Below are 26,131 nucleotides of genomic sequence, written 5' to 3'. Positions count from 1 at the left end.
TACACTGAGAACCCGTATTGCTGGAATGCCTTTACCCAATCGTACTAATGTGACCGGAAGAAGTGGGTAATAAAAAAAGCCCGCGATAGCGGGCTTTACACTGAATTTTCAGGGGTTATGCCAGTGCGCGCTCGATACGCTCCAATGCCTTGCGGAGGTTGTCCATCGAGGTGGCAAATGAAATGCGGAAATAGCCGTCCGCGCCAAAGGCCGAGCCTGGAACGATAGCCACACCTTCCTGCTCCAGCAGGTATTCGGACAGCGCAATATCGGTAGCAGCCTTGATCTTGCCTTCGTTGAACAGATTGCTGATGGCTTCGCGGGCATCGGGGAATGCATAGAATGCGCCGCCAGCCTTGATGCATTTCAGGCCGCGCATGCTGTTGAAGCGCTCGACGACAAACTCATGGCGTTCACGGAAGGCGTCAAGCATGGGGGTAATGCATTCCTGCGGACCTTCAAGCGCAGCCTGGGCCGCCACTTGCGAGATGGAAGTCGGGTTGGAGGTGGATTGTGATTGCAGGATTTCCATTGCTTTGATGATAGGGGCAGGGCCGGCGGCATAGCCGATACGCCAGCCGGTCATGGAGTAGGCCTTGGAAACGCCATTGAGCACGATGCAGCGCTCCTTGAGTTCCGGCGTGGCATTGAGGATGTTGTAGAACTTGTCACCAGTGAGGTTGACGTGCTCATACATATCATCAGTGGCAACCAATATATGAGGATGCTTTTTTAGCACTTCGCCCAATGCCTTGAGTTCTTCCAGGCTATAGACTGCACCAGTCGGGTTGGACGGGGAGTTGATCATGAACAGCTTGGTTTTTGGCGTGATGGCGGTTTCTAGCTGTGCTGCAGTCAGCTTGAAACCCTGTTCGATACCGCACTCGATGATAATGGGCTTGGCGCCGGCAACCAGCGCGATGTCCGCATAGGAAACCCAGTAGGGAGCGGGTACAATGACTTCATCGCCAGGGTTCAGCACTGCCAACGCCAGGTTGAAGATACATTGCTTGCCGCCCACGCCGACAATGACTTCCTTCTCGGTGTAGTCCAAGCCATTCTCGTTCTTGAACTTGGCGACAATGGCTTTCTTCAGGCTGGGAATGCCGGCGACAGGGGTATATTTGGTGAAGCCTTGGTCAATCGCTTTTTTTGCGGCATCCTTGATGTGCTGTGGGGTGTCGAAATCCGGTTCACCTGCGCCCAAGCCAATAATGTCGCGGCCTTCTGCCTTGAGTTTTGCGGCACGGGCGGTAACAGCCAAGGTGGGAGATTCTTTGATGGATTGAACGCGCTGCGAGAGTTCCAAGATCTAAATCCTATAGAGAAATTATAAAGATAACGGCAAAACGTCTAATTTTACGCGCATTATTTGTAATGCGGAATATGGCACTGCGGGATATTTGGGCGACACGGGGCTGGCCTGTTAAAATCACTTATTCTTCTCATGGGTGATTGTTGTGATTGTCACTTTTCCTGGCAGTAAATATAAGCTTTTCCAACCCTTTCCTCCGGCGGGCGATCAGCCGGTCGCGATTGAGCGGCTGACAGAAGGTATCAATGAAGGGCTGAAATTCCAGACTCTGCTTGGCGTCACCGGCTCCGGCAAGACCTACACCATGGCCAATGTCATTGCGCGTACTGGACGTCCTGCGATTGTGATGGCGCCGAACAAGACGCTGGCCGCGCAATTGTATTCGGAGTTCAAGGAGTTCTTCCCGCAGAATGCAGTGGAATATTTCGTTTCCTATTACGACTACTACCAGCCCGAAGCCTATGTGCCGTCGCGCGATCTGTTCATCGAGAAGGATTCCAGCATCAACGACCATATCGAGCAGATGCGGCTCTCGGCGACTAAAGCCTTGCTCGAACGCGAGGACAGCATCATTGTTGCTACGGTGTCCGCCATCTACGGTATTGGCGACCCAGGCGAATATCACGGCATGGTGCTGCATATCCACCTAGGCATGAAAACCACGCAGCGCGATATCGTCAACAAGTTGATCGCGATGCAGTACGATCGCAACGATTTTGATTTTTCCCGTGGCACATTCCGAGTGCGCGGCGATGTGATTGATGTATTCCCGTCGGAAAACAGCGAAACGGCGGTACGCATCAGCCTGTTCGACGACGAGATCGAGAACATTACCTTGTTCGATCCGCTGACCGGGCAGATCTTCAACAAAATCCACAACTTCCGCATTTTTCCCTCCAGCCATTATGTGACGGCACGCGAGGCGACGATACGCGCGATGGAGACCATCAAGCAGGAGCTGCGCGAGCGCGTGGATTTCTACATCAAGACTGGCAAGCTGGTGGAAGCGCAACGCATTGAGCAGCGCACGCGCTTCGACCTGGAAATGCTCAACGAGATCGGTTTCTGCAAAGGCATCGAAAACTACAGCCGCCATCTGACAGGACGGCAACCGGGTGATGCGCCGCCGACCCTAATCGACTATCTGCCGGATAATGCGCTAATGATCATCGACGAGAGCCATGTCACGGTGCCGCAGATTGGCGGCATGTACAAGGGCGACCGCGCGCGTAAGGAAAACCTCGTGGATTATGGTTTCCGCCTGCCGTCGGCGGTAGACAACCGGCCGCTCAAGTTCGAGGAATTCGAGCGCATCATTCCGCAATGCATCTTCGTCAGTGCAACCCCTGCGGATTATGAGGCTACGCACCAACAGCGTGTGGTAGAGCAGGTAGTGCGTCCAACTGGGCTGGTCGACCCTGAAATTATCGTCAAACCTGCGGATACCCAAGTGGATGATCTGCTGTCCGAGATCAAGCTTCGGGTGGAAGCGGGCGAACGGGTGCTGGCGACGACGCTGACCAAGCGCATGGCGGAAGACCTGACGGATTACCTTTCCGACCATGGCGTGCGCGTGCGCTATCTGCATTCGGATATCGATACCGTGGAACGTGTGGAAATCATCCGTGATTTGCGCCTTGGTGAATTTGACGTGCTGGTCGGCATCAACCTGTTGCGAGAAGGCCTGGACATTCCCGAAGTTTCACTGGTCGCCGTACTGGATGCGGACAAGGAAGGCTTCCTGCGTTCCGAGCGCTCCTTGATTCAGACCGCAGGCCGTGCGGCGCGTAACCTCAACGGCAAGGTGATTTTCTATGCCAATACCGTCACCCGTTCCATGAAGCTGGCCATGGATGAAACCCAGCGCCGCCGCGAAAAGCAGATGGCATTCAATGCCGCGCACGGCATCACCCCGAAGGGTGTCAGCAAGCGCATCAAGGACATCATTGAAAGTGTATACAGCAAGGAAGACGCCCAGCGCGAGCGCAAGGTAGCGGAAGAGCAGGCCAGTTACGGCCAGATGACCGAGAAGCAATTGGTCAAGGAAATGAAGCGGTTGGAAAAGGCGATGCATGATAGCGCGAAAAACCTGGAATTCGAGAAAGCCGCGGACTATCGTGACCAACTGAAAAAGCTGAAAAACAGCTTTTATGGTGCCGAGATTCCCGATGGGTTGGCAGATGAGGCATGAAATGACGCTGGTGTAATTAGCTTGTAAGAAACCTGTTCAAAGAAAAATCCCTCATGTTTTTGAAGCATAAGGGATTTTTTATTGCCAGGTTCGAAAGAAATCTCGAACCTGGGATAGTCGATTATTTTTGTGTTTCCACCATGACCAGAGGTTCGCCGCCGGCTTCTTCCTTGGCAGCTTTTTGTTGCCAGGCGGCCTTGCGTGAAGTGCGCTTCACTGGAGCTTCTTCCACAACAGGGGCCACAGCCTGGATAGCCTCCAGCTTGGTTTCCACCAGTTGCAATCCGGAGTCTGTCAGATCAGCAGGTTTTTCTGCCTCAACCTTGCGGCGGCGAGGCGCGCGTGGTTTTTTCTCTGGTTTGGCAATCTCAACCGGAGCTTCTTCAACAACAGTTTCCACCTTGGCAATTTCTGTAGGGGCAGGTTCCTCAGCTACGGCTACTGCTTGTTGATCAGCATCAGCACTCTTGGCAGGTTTCTTGGTAGTCGTTTCCACAACAGCAACGCTGGTCTCGGCAACTGTTGCCACGAGCACTGGCAATTCAGTGTCTTCTTGGTTGGGCGTAGCAGGGGTATCAACCACAGCGGCTTCCAAGGGCATTTCAACCTGATGAACTGGAGCTGTTTCTACTGTAGTGTTTGCGGCCTGCGCTTCAACAGTCTGCGCTGCTTCTGTAGTGATATTGCTCGCAGGTACGGATTCTACTGCCTGCGTATCTTCTAAACGTACTTCCTCAGTAGGTTGCTGGCGGTTTTCACGAGCAGCATTCACGCCGCGAGGTTGGCGTTCGCGGCGACCATTGCGTCCGCGACGGGTACCGCGTTGCTCACTACCAGATTCCACCGCTGGGGTTTCTGTCTGCGACACGGCAGCTACAGCCTGTTGTTGTGGTTTTGGCTGACGCTCACTACGCTCCGCCTTTTCAGGTTTGTTTTGAGGACGTTGCTCCACTTGCTGCTGACGGCGCTCATTCTGGTTGCCGCGCGACTCCTTGCGTTGCTCTTGTCGCTGGTCATTCTGCGCCTGGCGTTCACCGTTACCGTTACGCTCGTTACGACGCGTATTATTGGTGCGGCGTGGTGCGCGGCCATTGTCGCGACGTTGTTCTTCCTCGGCGGCAGGCTTGACTTCAGGTTTGGAAGCAGTAACGCTGGACAGCCAGGACCTGAAACGACCCAACAGAGAAGTACTTGTGGTTTTTTCCTTGATGGCAGGAGCTGGCGAGGCTGGAGTAATACCTTTGACTGCAGCTTCCAACCTGACTGGTTTTGGCTCCTGGGCGCCTGTGGGCTCCATGTTGTCAGAAGGTAGCTCGACCATTTCATAGCTTGGACGGTTGTTCTCTTCCACGTCATCATTGCGGATACGCAGGATGTTGTAGTTAGGAGTTTCCATGTGGATATTGGGAATCAATACCACTTGTACGCCCATACGTTGTTCAATCTTGTGAATTTCCGAGCGTTTTTCATTGAGCAGGAAGGTAGCGGCTTCGACTGGCAGCTGCACCTGGATGATAGCGCTGTTTTCCTTCATGGCTTCTTCCTGCGTGATGCGCAGGATATGCAAGGCGGTGGACTCTATGCCGCGGATATGGCCGGTGCCATGACAGCGAGGGCAGGGGATATGGTTGCTTTCTCCCAGACTAGGGCGCAGACGCTGGCGCGAAAGTTCCAGCAGACCGAAGCGTGAGATCTTACCAGTCTGCACACGGGCACGATCGTGATGCAGTGCTTCACGCAGGCGGTTTTCCACTTCGCGCTGATTGCGCGCGTTTTCCATATCGATAAAATCGATGACAACCAGGCCACCGAGGTCGCGCAGGCGCAACTGGCGAGCCACTTCATCGGCCGCTTCCAGATTGGTATTGAATGCAGTCTGCTCAATGTCGCTGCCCTTGGTGGAACGGCCAGAGTTGACATCCACGGAGACCAGAGCTTCCGTATGATCGATCACGATCGCGCCGCCGGAAGGCAGACGCACTTCGCGTGCGAAGGCGGACTCGATTTGGTGCTCAATCTGAAAACGCGAGAACAGCGGAATTTCGTCGCGATAAAGCTTAACGCGGGAAACATTGTTCGGCATCACGTGGTTCATGAATTGCACGGCTTGCTCATGAATGTCCGGCGTGTCGATGAGAATTTCGCCGATGTCGGGCTGGAAATAGTCGCGAATGGCGCGGATCACTAGGCTACCTTCCTGATAAATCAGGAACGGGCCGCTCTGGATGGTGGAGGCGCTTTCAACCGCGGTCCAGAGTTGCAGCAGGTAGTTGAGATCCCATTGCAACTCTTCTGCACTGCGGCCAATACCGGCAGTGCGAGCGATGATGCTCATGCCGTTGGGCACTTGCAGCTGCGCCATGGTGTCGCGCAGCTCGTTGCGCTCCTCGCCCTCGATGCGGCGGGATACACCACCTCCGCGCGGATTGTTGGGCATCAGCACCAAGTAGCGGCCAGCAAGCGAGACAAACGTGGTCAGAGCGGCGCCCTTGTTGCCACGCTCATCCTTATCTACCTGTACGATGAGCTCTTGGCCTTCTTTCAGGACATCCTGAATACGAGGGCTACGACCAGCTTCGCCATCGTTCTGGAAATAACTGCGAGCTACTTCCTTGAAGGGAAGAAAGCCGTGACGATCAGTGCCGTAATTAACAAAAGCAGCTTCGAGGGAAGGTTCTATGCGGGTAATGACACCTTTGTAGATATTGCTCTTGCGCTGTTCCTTGCCGGCGGACTCGATATCGAGATCGATGAGTTTTTGTCCGTCGACAATCGCGACGCGTAGTTCTTCTGATTGCGTCGCATTAAATAGCATGCGTTTCATTGCGGGCTCCCGCGCTCTTCAAGCGGGCAGCAGGCTATAAGCCTGGGGCAGCAGCGGTAACTGAATTCGACAATGCGCGCGCCCGGTCTTGTGGCGGGCGATAACAACACTATACGAGCAGAACGAAGTCCGCAAGAGGTAACGCGAAACAATAGTTTCTCAATTTTTCAGCTAGGCAGTTCCATGCCTTGAGGCTGCTTTTTCCTGAGTTGCGTTTTGGTGCAATCATTTGAGATGGCGTCTTGGGCCAGCTGGAAAAAGAAATTCCAATATCGTGATGGCACGATATCAGCTTGAATTTGTTAACGAAAGCTTTCGTAAACTATTGGGTCTAGACCCCGGTACGTCTATTTCTGTCTCGGATTAGCCGTCAATATCGGCTAATATGCTAATTTTCAGTATATCCTGGGCTGTTGCGCCACATGAGCCATCATGGCCTGCGGCGGCTAGAGCGCATAATTTTCAAAAATCGCTACTTTTTTAAGTGATTGGCGAGCGAGTTAACCAAGGTATTTTTCCGTTTCGGATGTATTCTTGAAGAGGCGCTTGGCGCATCTATTTCAAGATGGTCGTAGTATAGGTGAGATGATTAATTTAAGCAAAACAAGAAATCAATTTAATCCCGCAGCTGTCAATTTGCTTGATGTGGATGAGGCCAGTGAAGGTCAGAGAATCGACAATTTCCTGGCGAAGATCCTCAAAGGGGTGCCCAAGAGCCATATCTACCGCATCTTGCGCAGCGGCGAAGTCAGGGTCAACAGTAAGAGGGTAGATTCGAGCTGCAAGCTCAATCTGGGCGACCAGGTGCGCGTGCCGCCGGTGCGCATGGCGCAACCGCAAACTGAATCAGTAGCCAAGCCGCAAGTTTCCAAATTCGAGGGGGCTGTTCTCTTTGAGGATGAAGCGCTGTTGGTGATCGACAAACCCGCCGGCTTTGCTGTGCATGGGGGCAGCGGCATCAGCCGGGGAGTGATTGAGCAATTGCGCCTGGAGCGGCCCCATGCCAAGTTTCTGGAGCTGGTGCACCGCCTGGATCGTGAAACGTCGGGCGTGCTGCTGCTGGCGAAGAAGCGCGTGGCATTGGTCAATCTGCATGAGGCAATTCGTAATAACCAGACTGACAAGCGTTATCTGATGCTGGTACATGGCCAGTGGAAAAACCAAAAGCGCAAAGTTAAGCTGCCACTGCACAAGTTTGTATTGCCCAGCGGAGAGCGCAGGGTGGCAGTGCAAGAGGGTGGCCAGGATTCCGAGACCATTTTTTATCTGCGTAAATCTTTGGGAGATTTCACTTTGCTGGAAGCGCAACTGGTTACTGGTCGAACCCATCAACTGCGTGTGCAATTATCTCATCTTGGTTTCCCGATAGTGGGCGATGATAAATATGGAGACTTCGCCTTGAACAAGGCCTTGCAAAAACGTGGCTTGAAACGCATGTTCTTACATTCTGCGGAAACCAATCTTCGCCATCCTATTAGTGGTGAAAAGCTTAAATTAATCGCGCCTTTACCAAAGGAACTTGATAAGTTTATTGAAGTTATAAATGCGGAGCCCAAGCAATGAGCAAGCGCTTTGATCTGATCGTATTTGACTGGGACGGCACGCTTGCCAATTCAACACAGATCATTGTGGACAGCATACGCAAGGGGGCGGTTGAAACCGGACTGGACGATCCGGGACAGGAAGCTGCCAGCAGTATTATTGGCTTGGGGCTAAGAGAGGCGATTCATCAATTGTTTGGCGAAGTGGCCCAGGAGCAGGTGCAGCAGATGGCTGCGCGCTACAACGTGCACTACAACGCCCGACAGAATGATGTTGTGTTGTTTGATCAAGCGTATGAAACCATTGATCGTCTCAATCAACAGGGTTATATGTTAGGAGTGGCGACCGGCAAGGGAAGACGGGGACTGAACCATGCGCTGGAGCATAGCGGCCTGGGCGGATTCATGCATGGCACACGATGTGTAGACGAATGCCATTCCAAGCCGCATCCACAGATGTTGCTGGAACTCATGGACGAATTTGGCGCTGAGCCTGAGCGCACCTTGATGGTCGGGGATACTAGCTTTGACCTGCAGATGGCACAGAACGCCAAGGTGTCCAGCCTCGGCGTAACCTATGGAGCACATCCGCTGGAGCGTTTGCTGCCACATTCTCCGCTAGCGCATTTCAACGATTTTGCTACACTCGGCAAATGGCTGGAAACGAACGCCTGATATAGGAAGCAAGCTTCCCGTGCAAGTCATAGAGAGGGAGCAGAAAATATCAATTCATCTGGAAAGTGTAACGAATGTCTGATAATCATCCGAACGGCTCCAACTGGGAGCGTGACACCTTGCATCAGCTTGCCTTGGCGACAGTCAAGGAACAGCGCCGGTCACGGCAATGGGGTATTTTCTTCAAGTCGTTGGGATTCCTCTATCTGTTCATCATATTGTTCTATGTTGCCGGATGGGGAGATAAGAGTCCGGTATCAACGCAGCATACTGCCTTGATCGATATCAATGGCGTGATTGGCAGCGACGATGTAGTCAATGCCGACAACGTGATCGCCAGCCTGAAATCAGCTTATGAAAACAAGGGCACCAAAGGCATTATTCTACGTATCAATAGCCCTGGAGGCAGCCCGGTGCAGGCGGGCATGATCAATGATGAAATCAAGCGCCTGCGTAAGCTCTATCCCAATGTTCCTGTTTATGCCGTGGTACAGGATATCTGCGCCTCCGGCGGATACTATATTGCAGTAGCTGCAGACAAGATTTTCGTGGATAAGGCCAGCATCGTAGGCTCGATTGGTGTATTGATGGATGGATTCGGTTTTACCGGCACCATGGAAAAGCTTGGTGTCGAGCGGCGCCTGATGACAGCGGGCAGCAACAAGGCAATGCTGGATCCGTTTTCCCCTATTAATCCAAAACACAAAGAATTTGCCCAGCAAATGCTGGACCAGATTCATGCCCAGTTTATTGCCGTGGTGCGCGAAGGCCGCGGCAAGCGACTCAAGGAAACCGAGGAAACTTTCAGCGGTTTGTTCTGGAGTGGCGAGAGTAGCGTGGAGATGGGGCTTGCTGACGAGTTTGGCAGTTCCGACTATGTGGCGCGTGAAGTGATCAAGCAGGTCAACGTGGTGGACTTTACCGCGAGGGAAGGTTTGGCTGACCGTTTTGCCAAGCGACTGGGGGCAAGCGTCAGTGCCAACCTGCTAGGCAAAAAACTGGGACTTGAATAGGCGCTGAATAATTATCTTATAAAAAAGCCACGAATTTCGTGGCTTTTTTATTTTTAATCAATGAATTAATTTCTGAATTTAAAGTAATTGATTAGACCATTGGTAGAGCTGTCATATTCCACTGACTTCTTGCCATCGTTGAGCTGCGGCAGGATTTTCTTGGCAATCTGCTTGCCGTATTCCACGCCCCATTGGTCGAAGGAATTGATGTTCCAGATAATGCCTTGCACAAAAATCTTGTGTTCATAGATTGCAATCAGCTTGCCCAGCATCCGCGGAGTGAGTCTATCGAACAAGATGGTGGTGCTAGGGCGGTTACCTTCAAATACCTTGTGCGGCAGCAGAATTTCCAAGACATCTTCGCTCAAGCCCTGAGCAACCAGTTCCACCTTGGCTTCTTCCAGGGTTTTACCTTGCATGAGCGCGCTGGATTGTGCGAAACAATTAGCCATCAGGATCAGATGATGCTCATTACCGTTCTTGCCAACCTGATACTGGCTTTCCATCGGCATCATGAAATCACATGGAATCAGGCGATTACCCTGGTGAATAAGTTGATAGAAAGCATGTTGGCCATTGGTGCCGGCTTCGCCCCAAATAATGGGGCCAGTGGTGCATTGCACGGTGTTGCCATCGCGATCAATGAACTTGCCATTACTTTCCATATCTGCTTGTTGCAAATAGGCAGGGAAGCGCGCCAGACCTTGGTCATAAGGCAGGATCGCCATGCTATCCACACCAAAGAAATTGTTGTACCAGACACCAAGCAGGGCCATGATGGCCGGAATATTCTTTTCCAGCGGGGTATTCTTGAAATGCAGATCCATTTCATGGCCGCCCAGTAGCAGTTCCTCGAAATGATCCATGCCAATATAGATAGCAATCGACAGGCCAATGGCCGACCATAGGGAATAACGCCCACCGACCCAATCCCAGAACTCAAACATGTTGGCAGCATCAATACCGAATTTGCTGACTTCATTTGCATTCGTGGAAATGGCGACGAAGTGTTTGGCGACATGTGCATCATTTTTTGCCGCACTCAAGAACCATTCACGCGCGGAGCGGGCGTTGGTCATGGTTTCCTGAGTGGTAAAAGTCTTGGAAGCCACGATGAACAAAGTAGTTTCGGGATTACAGCCTTCCAGGGTCTGAGCCAGATGAGTGCCATCGATATTGGAAATAAAATGCGTATTCAGGCCTTTCTTGGCGTAAGGTCTCAGCGCACCGCATACCATAACGGGGCCGAGGTCGGAGCCGCCGATGCCAATATTGACAATATCCGTAATAGGTTTGCCGCTGTAACCCTTCCATACGCCAGAGCGTACGCGATCGCTAAAGTCACGCATCTGGGCCAGCACACGGTTGACCTCGGGCATGACATCCTTGCCATCCACATATACCGGCGTATTGCTGCGATTTCGCAGAGCGGTGTGCAACACGGCGCGGTTTTCAGTGAAGTTGATCTTTTCCCCGGCAAACATGCGGTCACGCCATTCTTCTACCTTGGAATCGCGCGCCAGCTTGAAAAGCAAGGGCAGGGTTTCGTCCGTGATACGATGCTTGGAATAGTCCAGCAACAGGCCTTCTGCTTTTAATGAGAATTTGGTAAAGCGATGACTGTCCTTGGTGAACATGTCGCGCATTTGTAAAGGGAAAATTTCTTGGTAGTGAGCATTAAGTTCATGCCAGATGGGGCAGTGGGTTGGATTTGTCATGAGGATCTATAATTTTTGGTGGTAAATGTAAAATAATCAGGTCATCACAATTCATTAGTCCGGCACGCCGCGCCATGCCAATCCAGAAAGCCTGCCAAGAGAGAGGTGACCATCAATCCTACTGATTCTATTCAATTCCGGACAAATAAACAATTTCAGTTGCGATACATTATTCATCCAGCGCGCAATATGGCGCGAATATGTAGCTTTACATTGATTGAAAAGCGAATTCCTGCTATAGTCGCGGGCTTTCCACCTTGCCTTACCGTCATCGCATGCGGAAGGCTGTTAATCCAAAAGGAGTTTCTATGCGACATTATGAAATCGTTTTCATCGTCCACCCGGACCAAAGCGAGCAAGTGCCAGCGATGATCGAGCGTTACCGCACCCTCGTGACTTCCAATGGCGGTGCCATCCATCGCCTGGAAGATTGGGGCCGCCGCCAGCTGGCATATCCAATCCAGAAAATCCACAAGGCACACTACGTGCTGATGAACATCGAAGCCAGCCAGGCAGTGCTGGATGAGCTTGAGCATGCATTCAAGTTCAACGATGCTGTGTTGCGTCATCTGACCCTGAACACAGATGAAGCAGTCACTGCGCCATCCCCAATGATGAAGGAAGAAAAGTCCAAGTCATTGCTGGCCAAGGATGAAGCTGCTGCACCAGCAACAGAGCAGGCATCTGCTTAATTAAGTGAGTTTAAACCGGCTGGAGTTGAGTGGCGCGGTCACCAAAGTGACTGAGCTGCGGTATACCCCGGCAGGCATACCGGTATTGAGTTTCGACCTGCATCATCTATCCGAGCAGGTTGAAGCGGGAATGAAGCGCAAGGTCGAATGTGTCGTTCCAGCTATGGTCGTAGGGCCATTGGCAATGGGGGCGCAGGAGATGGAAGAGGGCAGCCAGGTCAGTGTGACAGGCTTTCTCGCCAAGCGCAGTCTCAAGAGCACTCAACTGGTATTGCATGTACAAACATTAAAGAAAATTATTTGAAAGGTTTTCAATCATGGCACGCGATATGTTCAAACGCCGCCGCTACTGCCGCTTCTCGGCAGAGGGCATCAAGCAAGTGGATTACAAGGACGTGGATCTGCTGAAGGACTTCATCAACGAAAACGGCAAGATCATCCCAGCTCGTATCACCGGCACCAAAGCCAGATATCAGCGCCAGTTGACGACTGCTGTGAAGCGCGCGCGCTTCCTGGCTCTTCTGCCATACACTGACAAGCACTAAGAGGTGACACCATGCAAGTTATTCTGTTGGAAAAAGTAGTAAACCTGGGTAACCTCGGTGACATCGTCAAGGTGAAAGATGGCTACGGTCGTAACTTCCTGATTCCCCAAGGCAAGGCAAAGCGTGCGACTGAAGCCAACAAGGCTGAGTTTGAAACACGTCGTGTTGAGCTGGAAAAGCAACAAGCCGAACAATTGGCTGCTGCACAGCAACGTGGTGAAAAGCTGGCTGGCTTCCTGTTGCAAGTGAGCCAAAAAGCTGGCGTTGATGGCCGCTTGTTTGGTTCCGTGACCAACAGCGACATTGCTGAAGCGCTAAGTGCGCAAGGCTTTGAAACTGTGAAGGCTGAAGTTCGCCTGCCGGAAGGTCCGCTCAAGGTTATTGGCGACCATCCAATTAGCATTGCCCTGCATCATGATGTAGTTGTGGAAATCACTGTTTCCGTATTGGGTGAGCAATAATCGCTTTCTGGTCTGACCAGAACACAAAAAGGCTGCTACGGCAGCCTTTTTTATTGGATCTGATAACCGCTTTATTCTCCGACCCTGGCAGAGGGCACGCAGCGAGGCTGGCTAAATTGCTATAATGCGGCATGGCTGACGATACACTAGAATCCCTTAAACTTCCCCCGCATTCCGTTGAGGCAGAGCAATCCGTACTGGGTGGCTTGTTGCTGGAAAATGAGGCACTCGACCGCATTGCCGATATTCTCGGGCCTGATGATTTCTATCGCCACGACCACAAGCTGATTTTCCAGCATATTGGCAAGCTATTTGAGCGTAGCAAGCCTGCAGATATCGTGACCGTGGCTGAGTCGCTGGAAAATGCAGCAGAGCTTTCCAGCGTCGGCGGCTTGGCCTATCTTGCCGCCTTGGCGCAAAATACGCCAACTGCGGCCAATATCCGCCGATATGCGGAAATTGTGCGCGAACGTGCCGTGATGCGCAAATTGGTCGAGGTCGGCTCCAGTATTGCGGAAAGTGCCTATAACCCGTTGGGACGAGATGCGCAACAACTGCTGGATGAGGCTGAAGCCAGGATTTTCCAGATTGCCGAGGGTGGCAAACGCTCCACACAAGGCTTTCTTGATATGAAAACCCTGTTGCCGCAAGTGGCGGATCGTATCGATTATCTCTATCAGCGCGACAATCATAGCGATGTAACCGGAATTCCGACCGGTTTTACCGACCTGGACAAGATGACTTCAGGCATGCAGTCGGGCGATCTGATTATAGTAGCGGGCCGTCCCTCCATGGGTAAAACTTCATTCTCGCTCAACATAGCCGAGAATGTGGCGATGGATACTGGCAAGCCTGTGGCTGTGTTCTCTATGGAAATGGGTGCGACACAATTGGTAACCCGGATGATCGGCTCTATTGGCAAGCTGGATCAGCACAAAATGCGTAACGGCAACCTGGAGGATGAGGACTGGGTACGCCTGACCACAGCACTGGGCAAGCTCAACGAAGCACCGATTTATATTGATGAAGGCGCAGGATTGAGTTCGTTCGAAGTGCGCGCCCGTGCGCGGCGTTTGCATCGCCAAGTGGGGGAGCTAGGCTTGATTGTTATCGATTATTTACAATTGATGACAGGGGCATCCACTAGTGGAAAAAGTGAAAACCGCGCCACTGAAATTTCAGAAATATCCCGCTCACTCAAGGCCTTGGCGAAGGAACTTAATGTTCCAGTAATTGCCTTGTCACAGCTTAACCGCAGTGTGGAACAACGCCCGGACAAGCGCCCGGTAATGTCAGACTTGCGCGAATCCGGCGCGATCGAGCAGGACGCTGACCTGATTCTCTTTATTTACCGGGATCAGGTGTACAACCCCGACAGCCCTGACAAGGGCACGGCTGAAATCATCATCGCCAAGCAGCGTAACGGCCCGATTGGCCGCGTTCGTCTGACTTTCCTCGGTGAAAATACTCGCTTTGAAAATTTTGTGGGCCAATACCACGATAACTACGACGAATAAACATGCGCGCGACCAAGGCAACCATAGACCTCGGCGCTTTGCGCCATAACCTGCAAATCGTGCGCCAGCGGGCGCCTGGTTCAAAAATCCTTGCTGTAGTGAAGGCCGATGCCTACGGCCATGGTTTGTTGCGTTCTGCGCCCGGGCTGGAAGATACCGATGGATTTGGCGTCTTGCGCGTAAGCGAGGCGCTGGCCTTGCGTGAGGCTGGTTATAGTCAGGTGTTGGTATTGCTGGAAGGGGTTTTCAGTATTGATGAGCTTGATCCAGTAGCCGAGCATGGCATCAGCATCGTGGTGCATAACGAGCAGCAACTCGCCATGCTGGAAGCGAGGGCAGGGCAACTGGCCCGACCCATATCGGTATTCCTGAAAATGAACAGCGGCATGAACCGCCTCGGATTCAGGCCACAGGCATATCAAGCCGCCTTGCAGCGCTTGCAAGCTTGTCCTGCTGTAGCAGATATTGTCTTAATGACGCATTTTGCCACTGCCGATGATGAGTGCGGCATTACGGCTCAACTGGGCGTATTCGATACTGCGACGCAGGGCATGGATTATCCGGCCAGCCTTGCCAACTCCGCTGCCGTGCTGCAATTCCCGGAAGCGCATCGTGACTGGGTGCGCCCAGGTATCATGCTGTATGGATCATCGCCAATGGTAGGCACAAGTGCCGCTAGCTTTGGTTTGCAGCCAGTGATGAGATTCAGCAGCGAAATCATCGCCATTCAAACGCTGGGAGCAGGGGGAACCCTGGGATATGGTGCTTGCTTTACTGCTACACAAACTACTCATGTAGCAGTTGTTGCCTGTGGCTATGCCGATGGCTATCCGCGACATGCCCTTACTGGTACCCCCATTGCCGTCGATGGAGCGTTGACGCGTACCTTGGGGCGCGTTTCCATGGATATGCTGTTTGTAGATATCACCCATTTGCCTGCCACCCGTGTGGGTAGCGAAGTCGAGCTGTGGGGCAGGCTGGTATCGGTAGATGCAGTTGCAGAAGCTGCAGGAACAGTGGGATATGAATTATTGTGCGCCGTGGCGCCACGGGTATTGTTCAGGGTCATTGGCTGATGGCAAAGGCAAAAACAGTTTACAGTTGTACTGAATGTGGAGGACAAACGCCCAAGTGGCAGGGGCAATGTCCAGCTTGCCTAGCATGGAATACTTTAGTTGAAAGCATAGTGGAAACCACCACTGGTCAGAATCGCTATGCCGCGCTGGCGCAATCCAGTGGCTTGCAGAAACTTGCGGATGTCGAAGCAGCAGATGTGCCGCGCCATCCGACCGGCATTCATGAATTTGACCGCGTGCTTGGCGGTGGCTTGGTGCCTGGCGGTGTAGTGTTGATCGGGGGCGACCCAGGTATTGGCAAATCCACGCTGCTGTTGCAGACGCTTTGCCATATAAGCAATGCTCGCAAGGTTGTGTATGTTTCCGGTGAAGAGTCAGCACAACAGATTGCCATGCGCGCAAAACGTTTGGGGCTAGATGCAGGCCTAGTCGAATTGCTGGCCGAGATCAGCCTGGAAAAAATACTGGCCACCTTGCAGCAGCATAAGCCCGAAGTGGCTGTCATTGACTCTATCCAAACCCTATACTCCGAAGCCTTGCAGTCGGCGCCCGGCTCCGTAGCGCAAGTGCGGGAGTGTTCTGCGCAACTGACGCGTTTTGCCAAGCAGAGCGGGGTGACCATGATCCTCGTTGGCCATGTAACCAAAGAAGGGTCACTGGCCGGCCCGCGTGTGCTGGAGCATATCGTCGATACCGTGTTGTATTTCGAAGGCGACCAAAACTCCAGTTTCCGCCTGGTGCGCGCCTTCAAGAACCGCTTTGGCGCCGTCAATGAGCTGGGCGTATTCGCCATGACCGAGAAAGGCCTGCGCGAAGTCAGCAATCCTTCCGCCTTGTTTCTATCCCATCACGCCGAAGAAGTGGCAGGCTCCTGCATCACCGTAACGCAGGAAGGTAGCAGGCCACTCTTGGTGGAAGTGCAAGCATTGGTCGACGAGGCGCATGCTCCCAATCCCAAACGCCTATGCGTAGGCCTGGAGCAAAACCGACTTGCCATGCTGTTGGCCGTCCTGCATCGTCATGCCGGGGTTGCCTGTTTTGATCAGGATGTTTTTATCAACGCCGTGGGTGGGGTCAGAATCAGTGAGCCTGCAGTGGATTTAGCTGTTCTGCTTGCCATTGTATCCTCCCTGAAAAACAAGCCCTTGAACAACAAACTTATAGTCTTTGGCGAAGTTGGGTTGGCCGGAGAAGTAAGACCTGTGCAGCGCGGACAAGAGCGCCTAAGAGAAGCGGCCAAACTTGGCTTTACTCATGCAATCGTGCCTAAATCTAATTTGCCTAAACAAACCATTGATGGGCTGAATATTCAGGGCGTGGAACGCCTTGAACAAGCACTGCAACTGTTACGCAATGGATGATCTCACTATTTGCGTGAAGGCGTGTGGAAGCTCCGAATCGACGTAGGGCTGGGATATCGCATTTATTACGCGCAATATCGAAAGGAAAATGAGCGATGAAAGACAAACTGCACGAGATACCGCCATGGCAGAAGCATTTCGTAAAGATCCAGCATATATGGAGAGTAAGCCGAACTTCTAATTGCCTTACGCCAAATGACGGAAGCCTTTGGCGGTGTTCTCATTAGCGGGGGTATGGGGCGCAGCGCCCCATGTAGACTGACGGCATTGAAGCCCGTAGCGGCGTTTTCCGCGGGAATTGATCCCCAGTATCAAGCCGACCGTTTTAACGCGCCCTGTAGACAAAAAAGCTGCAATCGAAGCTAGAAGTAACAAAAAACCCTCGACAGTATCCTAATCGAGGGTTTTTGCATTTTTGCGGCTGCAAGATCTCGCCTTGGATTATTGAATGGATAGCCCGTATTGATGACGCTTATATCGCTGAAAGAAATCAGCCAAATCGGAAGACTTTACTTGGTCAAAATATCTTACTGGTTGGAGCAGGAGCTATAGGGGGATATCTAGCTGATCTATTAGTCAGAAGTGGGGCTGGCCTAGGAAACGGAAAATTCACCATAATAGACCCAGATGATTTAAAGCCTGGAAATATTGGGAGGCACCGACTCGGCATGGAGTCCCTAGGACAATTGAAATCTATGGCCCTTGTAAAGCAGATCTTAATGTCTTTCCCTAGTGCAAATATTGAAGGTCTTACTGTTGACGTAAGGCAATACGACCTAGCGGATTTTCATCTCATCATCAATGCAACTGGTGAGCAAACTATTAGCGATTACTTAAGCACAACTTTGAACCATGGTGCCTTTATACCTAACATCCATGTTTGGATTGAGGGCCCAGGTGCGGCTGTGAGCCATCAGGCAAGGTGGGTATTTAAGATTTCTTACCATTGAGCCTGATCACGATGCGACCTACGGTAAAAAGTAGTTAATTCAAAAACCCTGCAATTGCGGGGTTTTTTCATATTTGCAACACGCGTTTAAATTTGATGGTTAAGGGTAAGATATAGGTAACAAGAAAAAAATCGTTCCTATAGATGAGTTATTCACCAAAGCAAACGCATTACGTGGATGTCCCTACATGGGCCAATCGATTGAAACAGTTGTACTGGGTGATTCGTGTTGAGCGTCACTCAAGAGTTAAGCGGCATCGGTATTACAGATATGTACTGAAAGAAAAACTGCGGTTGGTGGAACTGGGGTATGAGCAGGAACTAGTGAATGCTATATGCAGGTACTATTGCGAACTGAATGTCGTTAGCGGCAGGCGCCTGGAATACGTCTTGACTAATCCCAGTCCTCAAATGGGCTTGAATTTTGTCTACCGTACAAACCATGTAATTTTGCCCATCAATTTAACAATGTAGGCCAATTGGCATCTTGTTGCAAAATTATATGAGATTCTATTTGTATAAAATACAGTTACTTAAAATATTATTATCCTATTATTAACGAATAAATCTGTTGCACTTGATATTGATCGAAATGTTGCACGATTCGTTGTCTCTTCGCTTTCTCTGTGCATATCTGTAACTGGTTAATCACGTCAGCAGTCCAAGCAAACTTGCGCAGAAACGCTGCAGACTAGGCGGTCAGAAAGGTCTCATTAGTTCGTCGAGAGACCGGATGCGAAAACAGTCATCGCAGAGCCGAAGCGTCCCTGGTCCAGCCGCCGGCATACTCACCAAGGCGTAATCACGGGCCGGATCATCCGCACAGACACTGCACACATCTGAACTTTCCGCCGCTTGAATGGCCGCTTCCGTCATTGCAGCCTGCTTGGGATTCCATGTGCGCAGCGAAGCAAACCACTCAGGCGTGTGCGGACGAAGCAGCTCAGGAAGCGTGGTCTCAAGCAATCCCCTACGCTCAAGCCAGGCAGTTGCCGCCTCGATGCGCCTAGCATGAAACTGGGTCAGGATGTCGTACAGCTCTACCATCAGGGCAAAGTATTGACGAGGGTGCAACGTGTTCAAGGTCACGTAGCCCGCGTGGTTCAGGATAAAACGGTTTTGGCACAACTCCTCGTCTGCCAGCAGCCCTTCGCAGTACCTTTGCTTGCGTTCCTCCGAGCAATTGTGCCCCTCCATCATGGCAATGTGGTACTGCCAGGAATTCCTTTCGAACTCATCTCGCCACAGTTCCAGGTACCTTGAAGATCGCAGGGCTTGCACAAGTTGATCATCTCCCTCTGGATGCTCCGCCAGGTAAGCATCGATATCGTTCAGCGACTCGATCTCAGGGGACAGCTTGCGGGCCTCTTGAAGCAAGGCGTTGGTTGAATCGCGCATGGCCTGGACATTGTCAATATTCTCACGCCAGTCGGCCTCTTCTTCTGGGCTGAGATTCCTAAGCACATTTGGTACTTCAACAAGCGCCGTGCTCTTCAGTAGCTCTCCTGGATGGCAGAAGTCGGCATCCGATACAAGGTTCACGCCGGCTTCGTGGTAGGCCTGAGCGACCAAACGCGAGCAGAACTGCCTCCGGCCGGCCACGAAACCAGCCAACACGCTCTTGGCAGCGCCAGTCATTGTGTATCGAGTACCAACCGAAGCTCTGGCGAAGGAGAGGACAGAGCGCAATTGATCAATCGACAGAGGCTTCACCGGTCGAAGCACATGACCTGCGCAGCCTAGCTCAAGAATGATCCGTCCAAGGTTTCGTGCGTGAACACCGTCGCCAGTGGAATCGATCACGCTCGACGTAGCCACACAAATCATGGCGTGAGAGATGTCCGCGCCGGTGAACTTACGTATCGTTTGGCTCATCGGTTCCGGCGTGGTAGTCAGGACAACATCGCCGGGTTGGATGAGGCCGACGACGAACACCCTGGGCCGCAGTTCCGATTTACTCAATTCGTAACTCCGATTGATCATCGAACCGGCGCAGGTACTGAACGATGGGGTCTCCGCTATAGCTGTCTGTCGCCTTCTTCATAGGCCCAGACAATATCTTCTCCGCCAGCCGTTGCGAGGCAATGTTGTCCTCACCAACGATGGCCTCAACCCAGAAGGCCTTCATTCCTGATCGATTGAAGCCGTTTTGCATCTCTTTGATGGCGGCTGAAATAGCCCCATGAGCCCTTCCTTGTCCTTGGTAAGGCTCAGCGACCGCCCAGCCTACGTTGAAACATGGCTCACCTTCGACTGGGTCACACGGAATGAACTGCACGAGAGCCACAACGGTATTTCCAGCCATCCGCGCGTAGCTCAGCCTAGTCTCGCCGTTGGGTTGGTCCATGTAGACCACCATGTCTCGATCAAGGTCGCATCTCTGCACCGTTATCGCATTTGCAGCTAGGGCTTGTTGAAATGACTTGAGTGCTCCTGCGACGTCGGGTAATGGCATGGTGCTCACCTATTAGGGTTAAGTACTTCAGCCGTAAAGCCTTCAAATAACTCAGCTCCCGGCTGTTCCTCTTTTATTATTCTCTGCCTCGTTTTGGCGAGAGCAGAATCCCTGCACTCGGCAGTGCCTGCAACTGGCTGAGCCGCTGCCGTGTTTCGTCCCAATTCGGGAATAGCTTACGCCACGCGGCCATTCCACCCATCTCGCCGATGGCGAGGAGCATAGCTTTATGGGAGGCTATTAGTAAATCTCTCTCAGCCTTTAGGGTTTCGTTCTCTTGTTTCAGCCTCGCTACCCGTGCTTGTAGATTGGTACGGGATTGCTTGTCAGTCTTTTCCATTAAGACACGTAGTTTACATTGGCGCTCTTGATACTGATCAAGCAGCATCTTGCGCTCGGGCTGCCGTGTTATATCACTGGCGTGCCTGAAGGGAGAGTCCTTCTCCCGAATAACAGCGCGTGCACTGATGACAACGTTGTCATTAAGCATGCGCTGGAGAATAGTTTCCAATTCCTGAATCTTCACATGGGTCTCCAGACTTTTGGCTTATCCAGAATGGTCTTTCCAGACTTTTCCTCAACGGGGCGGTAGAGATCCTTGCCATCAGGGAATGGGCGTTCCCCTGGAGCGGTGACAAGGATTTTTTCCAGGCTTTCGAGCCGCGACTGCGCATGCTTCAGCTGGTTCTGCCAGCCAACGTTTCGGGCCTCGGCCGAACTCGCTTCGATGACGTTAATGATATCAATCATTCGATGTCTCAATTGCTCCAGCTTTTGATTTCCCTCAGAGACACTTGAGCGAGTCAGATGTCGGCAGTCGTAGCATTCAAGGTGCTTGGGGCAAGGATCGACTGTGAAGCTATTAACACAGAACCCGAACGGAGTGGCGTGCAGACCATCCGCTTCGGCAGAGAGATAGCGGAAAGCTTCGTCGTCCCCCATGTCCTCCTGAATCTTCAGGAACTCGTCGACGATCGGGCCTCGAATCTTTTTGGCCATGATCATTTGCAGGGTCTCCTGTGCTCTGGGAGCCATAGCCTCTGCACCAGGTGGTAGATCAATATGTGCCAGATCCTCCGCTAGGCTACGATGGTCGTACACGTAACTCTGGGCAACACTGTGCCGGTTGAATCGCTTGGTGATAATTGTGTCCGCTATGCCCAGTCGGAACAACTCGGCGTTTTGAAGATGTCGGAGTGAATGAGTGTTCAGGCTAAGGGCACGGTCCTCGTCCGTCTGACCATAGCGGGAAAAGATATTGTTGTCTCGGCTGCCTAGATGAAGTTGCAAGTCCGCAGTCGATGCACGACCTACCGCAAAGTAGCGATTGACATCCAGAAGTCCGCCATTTCGTTCTTCGATCAATGCTCGGATAGGCATCAGGAACATCAACTCGGCGGGGCTCAGACGATCACCGTCGTGAAGTAAAAAAGGTTTTATATCCGGTAGTTTTGTAGCCATCGTTTCCCGGATCATAGTTTCGGCCTCGCTTACTCGAAGATAGGCCTTCTTCCAGTTAACCGTCCCGATAAAAGGGGAGCCGTTGGCGTGCCGAATAGTGATGGGCAACTTGTTGAAGTACTTCATGCAATTGCTGGATACGCCGTGAGTAGCTAGTTGGCCAATTTGCCATTGGCGCATTTCATCCAGATACGCTGAGTCGAATGATTGACTGTATTTGTCGATGAGATCCTCAGGCAGCGGTTGTGAGACAAACTGAAGAGAGCCAGATACGCGACTGTAAATGTCCCATGCTGGAACTAAGGTTTCCGATGGTAGTTCTGGCAGGAGGTGGCCCGTACTGACCTGGAGGCGTAGTCGCTCACGTAACGGCCTTGTAAGCTTTTCCGCTTGTCCGAGAGCTTCTGAAACCAAATCTTCAAAGATGGCAGGGACGTGTTGAGTACTCTCGAAAAGCACGATGCCCTCAGCACCTACATCCTCGACTTGCTTTTCGGCGAAGTGCCGGACTGACAGAGAGTGGGAAATTCCTCCCTTGGCGCCTGCGAGGCTACCATCGGCGGCCAGGTACTCATGCCAGCGTGCCCAGTCAACCGGAAGTAGTGTGTTTTCGCCAACGCGAAATCCACAGGCTATCGCTATCTTGATTTGATTGAATCGGATAGCGTCGGCAAAGCTCCTAGGCTGTTCAGTAAAGACGATGCGAACGAGCTCCCAGAAAGATTTTTCATTCGGTAATTTTGCCGTTCCTTTACGATCGGAAAGCTCGGCCCTGACCTTGTTCGTCTGACGGTATGTATTGTTACCTCGCTTGAGGTCTGCCACTTTCTCATCGGCAGACTGCTGGTCTGGATAGGCGGTGCTGAACTTGGCGAGGGGTGAGCGATCTGCGATATGCAGACCATCTATCAGAGTTCGAACGGCCATGGAAATGTTGGCCGCCAACTTGCCAGAGGTGCCAATTTCAAGGGCGACGTTATAGGCACGCTGTATCGTGGCAGGAGTCAGCTCCCATGGAGCTTCTGACTCGGCACAGGTCGCAATGATTCGCAATGAACGCCCGATATTCAACAGCGCATGTCCCGGCTTGTTTCGTTTGACGAGAAGTTCGTTGAGCAAGGCCGCTTGGTAATAATCGCGCCAGTGCTCTGATAGGGGCTGGGCAGCAATGTGCTGGAGATCCTGCTTTCCACGCAAGGCATTAAGGACTTTTAGTGCATTGACATCGTAACCCAGCGACGAATGCCAGAAGTAGGGGGGAGTGACTAGGCCGCAAAGAGCTGCAAGATCCCACCGCGCTGCCTTCGGGACCTCGCCATTAGTGTCCATTGGCAGAACCCACTGTAGCCCTCGCGATTCCGCCAGTGATTTGCCGTTCTCGATGAATCGACGATAAAAATCGTTCATGCTTACTCAGTCCCGTTTTCGGTATGCATTGAACGGACATTCTCCGCCACTTGTAATGCGGCTTGAAACATTCGGCGGAGCTGTGTATACGCAGGGCTCTCCTCGTTGAAGCGAGATGCGTTGGCAAACTCAATAACGACCGGCCGTAGGCTTTCGACTACGGATTCATGAACATTAGCATCAGACAGTGGGAGGAATTTTCGACAGGTGTAGCAGCTCAGAACCGGATTCTTCGCACACAGTGATTGCCCAGCTGAACAGCCGCCAATGCCCGCAATCGGTATGCCATGCGGGGCTCCTCCAATCTGCTGATCCGGAGGAAGGCGAAGGAGAGTGGCCTTGTCGATCGTCCGCGTCCTTGCTACTTCCGCCACACTGGAGTAGATGGTGGAAAGAGCAAGTGCCTGATTGATCCGCTGCGCCTGAGTCGGCGATGCATCGAAATAGACGTTGGCCGTTAGCGTGGTGGCATGCCCCATAAACTCGGACAGCACAATGTGAGCCGTTCCAGCATCTGCCAAGCGCTGAGCTGCGGTATGCCGAAGATCCGTAGGAGACCAACGAGTACCAGTGATTTCCTCGGTAAGGTCTGTTAAGGCAATCGATAAACTCCTGGGTGCTATATTGAAATAGTTATCTGGAGGGAGATCGCTAACAACAGTAGTGCGTAATTGTCGAGCAGTGTATTCGATGAAGATCGGACACCATTCGTGTTTTACCCGCCGGGTAACCCTTCGCAGAGCCTCGTTACCTCGCTGCTTGATAAGGGGGATCGCAATATGTACTAAGCCATTTTCGTAACATCGGACATCAGTTGTTTTTATGCGTGCGATTTGACCTGGTCTGCATCCATGCTGATGTGCAATGACCAGAATGCAGGCGTCTCGAAGTTGGATGGCTGACAGAGCCTCAGGGGTTTTTCTCAAAGAATCAACGAGTTCATCCAAGTAGTCGATCAGTAATGACTGGTGATCCAGCGGCAAAAAGCACTCACCAGTTCGGACGGTTTTATAAATGTCCCTGATTGGCGATTCCAACTGACTTACATAGGGCCGCATTTCTGGCCGCCACAGCCCTATGGATAAATTGCAGAGCGAGTGGACTATTGTCCTAAGGTGGAGGGCATAACCCCAGCTCTGGTACGGCCGAACCTCAGTCACCCAAAGATTGCGGAATTCTTCAGGTTGCAGAATTAATGCCTTAATGAAATGCTCGGGCTTGCCGAGAATTCCGTTGCAAATAGTTGCCACCCCAGAAGGATCAAGCCTAGAAAGTAGGTCTGCTGCAACGTGTTTAAAAATTGAGCTGAGGTTATTTTCAAGAGCTGAAAAATCGAGATTGATCTTTACGCCATCGAATCGGATTTCCCATACATCCGAATCCTCTAAATTTCGGATTGAATAGTATTTCTCATCGAAGTCGTCGTAATAGCGAATTGCACTTGGGAGGCCTGGCAATTCGGCGGCGATGACCGCAATCCTGCTGGCAAATTCAGGTGCCGCGTTAATCATTTTTTTCCTTACCAGAAAGCGATCTTAGGGTTGTAAGGAGACGATCATAAGTTTCGTTCCACATGTCTGCAGAATTCGACTCGAAGTATGCTCGCGCGTAATGTCGTGGCATGGGGGAGGAGGGCGACCATCCAAAGAAGATACGAAGCTTCTCGATTGCCAGGTCAAGCTCATCCCCAAGAGAAACGTATCTCCCAAGCCGGTATACAGCGCAGGTATGCCGAAGGTCGTGTGCTGTGATCCCTGACTTATTACGTGCGGCCAGCACCTTCTTCGCGGCCGGTGACAAATGCTCGTTGGCCACCTCAAATAGGTGATGAATCGACCGAAGCGACAGGGGCTTGTCATGTTGAGAGCTGAACAAATAGCTGTGAGGTGCTCCAATACGGTAGTTATTCAACACGATGTCATAGACCGAGACGATTTCCTCATTAAGTGGCAGTTGGCGACGGGAATTAGCTGTCTTCAGGCTAGGGGCGTTGAACCGGTTGTCCTCATTCTCGTAAGGACTCTCATCGACGTTCAGCCAGAATCTGTCGCCCCCTGTTTCTATGTCAAAGTCAGACTTGATCGCATCCGCTGGCAGGATAGCGATCTCTCCACGCCTTAGTCCAAGGTGCAGCATCAGGAGGAATATAAGAAAGTTTCGCCACTGAAGTGTTTCTGTACGGAATGGATTTCGCGGAGATGTTGGAGAGAAAATCTCATAGAGGTCTTCGACTACAATTGCCGGTAATGCTCTGATGGCAGCCGTTGGTTTTGGTTTTGTCGGCATCACCTGAGAGTACAGACGATCAAGCCTAATGAGACGGCTATGAACTTTGCTGTAGTCCTTTGCTGAGGAGGCGCTGAGGTGACTAATAGTGTCTGCTACAAAGGTTCTGACTGATTGCCATGCTTGACCATTGTTAACGCCCCGTATGCTGCTGTCATTTCTCAAGCTAGCCAGATAGCTAGTTAGAGCGGTTTCCAGCGAGGTCATGTCTAGCGCAGTGAGCATTCGATCAAGGGCCCCTGCACCGAACTGTTGATCAGTCGCTCGGTAAAGCCTCTCAACAGCATAAAGATGATGTCCACGGGCAGTGGATCCCATATTGGCTTTGAGGACGTCTGCCCACACCGTTGCCCAAAACCGAGGTAGTCCCAAGCTGTCAACCAAGAGCCATCCCTTGGACGCTTTAGGCACGGAAGAATTACGAAGATTGATGCATACCATCCTTTTTGTCTCGCTATAAGAGATTTAGGCTTTCTTCGTCAATGTCGTCGCCCATTGGAAGTTCTAGCATTTCCATCTATATTCGTTATGCAATGCGCATAACGTTCTGATCAATTAAATTTTTTCATCGTCATTTGTAGGACGTATTATTACTGGGAATATAATAGCACCAGAGCAAAGATGGATTAATTTGCTGTATCGGT

21 protein-coding genes are annotated in these 26,131 nt (G+C 51.8%); 12 read left to right on the top strand and 9 right to left on the bottom strand.

What is annotated here, in order from left to right; all coding sequences use genetic code 11:
• Positions 1-115: 115 nt before the first annotated feature.
• Entirely contained in the window at positions 116-1,309 is a 1,194-nt protein-coding gene (locus tag V7Z75_RS01535) for a pyridoxal phosphate-dependent aminotransferase (RefSeq protein ID WP_334106656.1), read from the bottom strand.
• A gap of 151 nt (positions 1,310-1,460) precedes the next feature.
• Between V7Z75_RS01535 and uvrB the strand changes: the two genes are divergently transcribed.
• Positions 1,461-3,506 carry an excinuclease ABC subunit UvrB gene (gene uvrB / locus V7Z75_RS01530; protein ID WP_334106654.1) on the top strand — a complete coding sequence of 682 codons (2,046 nt, stop codon included), beginning with the start codon at positions 1,461-1,463 and terminating at the stop codon, positions 3,504-3,506.
• Positions 3,507-3,627: 121 nt separating this feature from the next.
• Here the strand turns inward: uvrB and V7Z75_RS01525 are convergent, their stop codons facing one another.
• Positions 3,628-6,330 carry an Rne/Rng family ribonuclease gene (locus V7Z75_RS01525; RefSeq protein ID WP_334106652.1) on the bottom strand — a complete coding sequence of 901 codons (2,703 nt, stop codon included), beginning with the start codon at positions 6,328-6,330 and terminating at the stop codon, positions 3,628-3,630.
• A gap of 585 nt (positions 6,331-6,915) precedes the next feature.
• Between V7Z75_RS01525 and V7Z75_RS01520 the strand changes: the two genes are divergently transcribed.
• The 3 genes from V7Z75_RS01520 (at position 6,916) to V7Z75_RS01510 (ending at position 9,559) form a co-directional block, all read left to right on the top strand.
• Positions 6,916-7,893 carry an RluA family pseudouridine synthase gene (locus tag V7Z75_RS01520; RefSeq protein WP_334106651.1) on the top strand — a complete coding sequence of 326 codons (978 nt, stop codon included), beginning with the start codon at positions 6,916-6,918 and terminating at the stop codon, positions 7,891-7,893.
• Positions 7,890-8,546, top strand: a complete 657-nt coding sequence (locus tag V7Z75_RS01515) for an HAD-IA family hydrolase (RefSeq protein ID WP_334106650.1) — start codon at positions 7,890-7,892, stop codon at positions 8,544-8,546. Before V7Z75_RS01520 ends, V7Z75_RS01515 begins: the two co-directional genes overlap by 4 nt.
• 74 nt (positions 8,547-8,620) lie before the next feature.
• Positions 8,621-9,559 (top strand): S49 family peptidase, encoded by a 939-nt coding sequence (locus V7Z75_RS01510; protein ID WP_334106648.1) that lies wholly within the window; start codon positions 8,621-8,623, stop codon positions 9,557-9,559.
• A gap of 65 nt (positions 9,560-9,624) precedes the next feature.
• On the opposite strand, the gene pgi is transcribed toward V7Z75_RS01510, so the two are convergent.
• Positions 9,625-11,277: a glucose-6-phosphate isomerase gene (pgi, locus tag V7Z75_RS01505; protein WP_334106646.1), complete on the bottom strand. Its 1,653-nt coding sequence runs from the start codon at positions 11,275-11,277 to the stop codon at positions 9,625-9,627.
• A 308-nt stretch (positions 11,278-11,585) separates the two neighbouring features.
• Between pgi and rpsF the strand changes: the two genes are divergently transcribed.
• The 8 genes from rpsF (at position 11,586) to V7Z75_RS01465 (ending at position 17,879) form a co-directional block, all read left to right on the top strand.
• On the top strand, positions 11,586-11,969 hold the full coding sequence (rpsF, locus tag V7Z75_RS01500) for a 30S ribosomal protein S6 (RefSeq protein WP_334106644.1): 384 nt from the start codon (positions 11,586-11,588) through the stop codon (positions 11,967-11,969).
• A gap of 4 nt (positions 11,970-11,973) precedes the next feature.
• Entirely contained in the window at positions 11,974-12,273 is a 300-nt protein-coding gene (gene priB, locus V7Z75_RS01495; RefSeq protein ID WP_334106642.1) for a primosomal replication protein N, read from the top strand.
• A gap of 13 nt (positions 12,274-12,286) precedes the next feature.
• Positions 12,287-12,514, top strand: a complete 228-nt coding sequence (rpsR, locus tag V7Z75_RS01490; protein ID WP_334106640.1) for a 30S ribosomal protein S18 — start codon at positions 12,287-12,289, stop codon at positions 12,512-12,514.
• A gap of 11 nt (positions 12,515-12,525) precedes the next feature.
• A complete protein-coding gene (gene rplI / locus V7Z75_RS01485) occupies positions 12,526-12,975 on the top strand; it encodes a 50S ribosomal protein L9 (RefSeq protein WP_334106638.1) in 450 nt (149 codons plus the stop codon).
• A gap of 131 nt (positions 12,976-13,106) precedes the next feature.
• A complete protein-coding gene (gene dnaB, locus V7Z75_RS01480; protein ID WP_334106637.1) occupies positions 13,107-14,492 on the top strand; it encodes a replicative DNA helicase in 1,386 nt (461 codons plus the stop codon).
• A 2-nt stretch (positions 14,493-14,494) separates the two neighbouring features.
• Entirely contained in the window at positions 14,495-15,568 is a 1,074-nt protein-coding gene (gene alr / locus V7Z75_RS01475) for an alanine racemase (protein ID WP_334106635.1), read from the top strand.
• Positions 15,568-16,929, top strand: coding sequence for a DNA repair protein RadA (gene radA, locus V7Z75_RS01470; RefSeq protein WP_334106634.1), 1,362 nt, complete (start codon positions 15,568-15,570; stop codon positions 16,927-16,929). Before alr ends, radA begins: the two co-directional genes overlap by 1 nt.
• A gap of 407 nt (positions 16,930-17,336) precedes the next feature.
• Complete coding sequence (locus V7Z75_RS01465) at positions 17,337-17,879, top strand: ThiF family adenylyltransferase (protein ID WP_334106632.1); 543 nt, start codon at positions 17,337-17,339, stop codon at positions 17,877-17,879.
• Positions 17,880-18,577: 698 nt separating this feature from the next.
• On the opposite strand, the gene V7Z75_RS01460 is transcribed toward V7Z75_RS01465, so the two are convergent.
• The 6 genes from V7Z75_RS01460 to V7Z75_RS01435 all read right to left on the bottom strand — a co-directional run bounded on the left by V7Z75_RS01460 (position 18,578) and on the right by V7Z75_RS01435 (position 25,871).
• The gene (locus tag V7Z75_RS01460; protein WP_334106631.1) at positions 18,578-19,840 is read right to left on the bottom strand and encodes a YiiX/YebB-like N1pC/P60 family cysteine hydrolase; all 1,263 of its coding nucleotides are present in this window, start codon (positions 19,838-19,840) and stop codon (positions 18,578-18,580) included.
• Positions 19,833-20,333, bottom strand: a complete 501-nt coding sequence (locus V7Z75_RS01455) for a GNAT family N-acetyltransferase (protein WP_334106630.1) — start codon at positions 20,331-20,333, stop codon at positions 19,833-19,835. The genes V7Z75_RS01460 and V7Z75_RS01455 overlap by 8 nt, the downstream gene beginning before the upstream one ends.
• Before the next feature lie 76 nt (positions 20,334-20,409).
• The gene (locus V7Z75_RS01450) at positions 20,410-20,859 is read right to left on the bottom strand and encodes a hypothetical protein (RefSeq protein ID WP_334106629.1); all 450 of its coding nucleotides are present in this window, start codon (positions 20,857-20,859) and stop codon (positions 20,410-20,412) included.
• The gene (locus V7Z75_RS01445; RefSeq protein WP_334106627.1) at positions 20,856-23,201 is read right to left on the bottom strand and encodes a hypothetical protein; all 2,346 of its coding nucleotides are present in this window, start codon (positions 23,199-23,201) and stop codon (positions 20,856-20,858) included. The genes V7Z75_RS01450 and V7Z75_RS01445 overlap by 4 nt, the downstream gene beginning before the upstream one ends.
• 2 nt (positions 23,202-23,203) lie before the next feature.
• Positions 23,204-24,712 (bottom strand): site-specific integrase, encoded by a 1,509-nt coding sequence (locus V7Z75_RS01440; RefSeq protein ID WP_334106624.1) that lies wholly within the window; start codon positions 24,710-24,712, stop codon positions 23,204-23,206.
• Positions 24,705-25,871, bottom strand: a complete 1,167-nt coding sequence (locus V7Z75_RS01435) for a tyrosine-type recombinase/integrase (protein ID WP_334106621.1) — start codon at positions 25,869-25,871, stop codon at positions 24,705-24,707. The genes V7Z75_RS01440 and V7Z75_RS01435 overlap by 8 nt, the downstream gene beginning before the upstream one ends.
• Positions 25,872-26,131: the final 260 nt, after the last annotated feature.

It is taken from the genome of Methylobacillus sp. (genome assembly GCF_036844465.1).
In the GTDB taxonomy this organism is placed as follows: Bacteria; Pseudomonadota; Gammaproteobacteria; order Burkholderiales; family Methylophilaceae; genus Methylobacillus.
The sequence above is the reverse complement of the archived record's forward strand: the minus strand, read 5'-3'. Positions and strand labels throughout refer to the sequence as shown.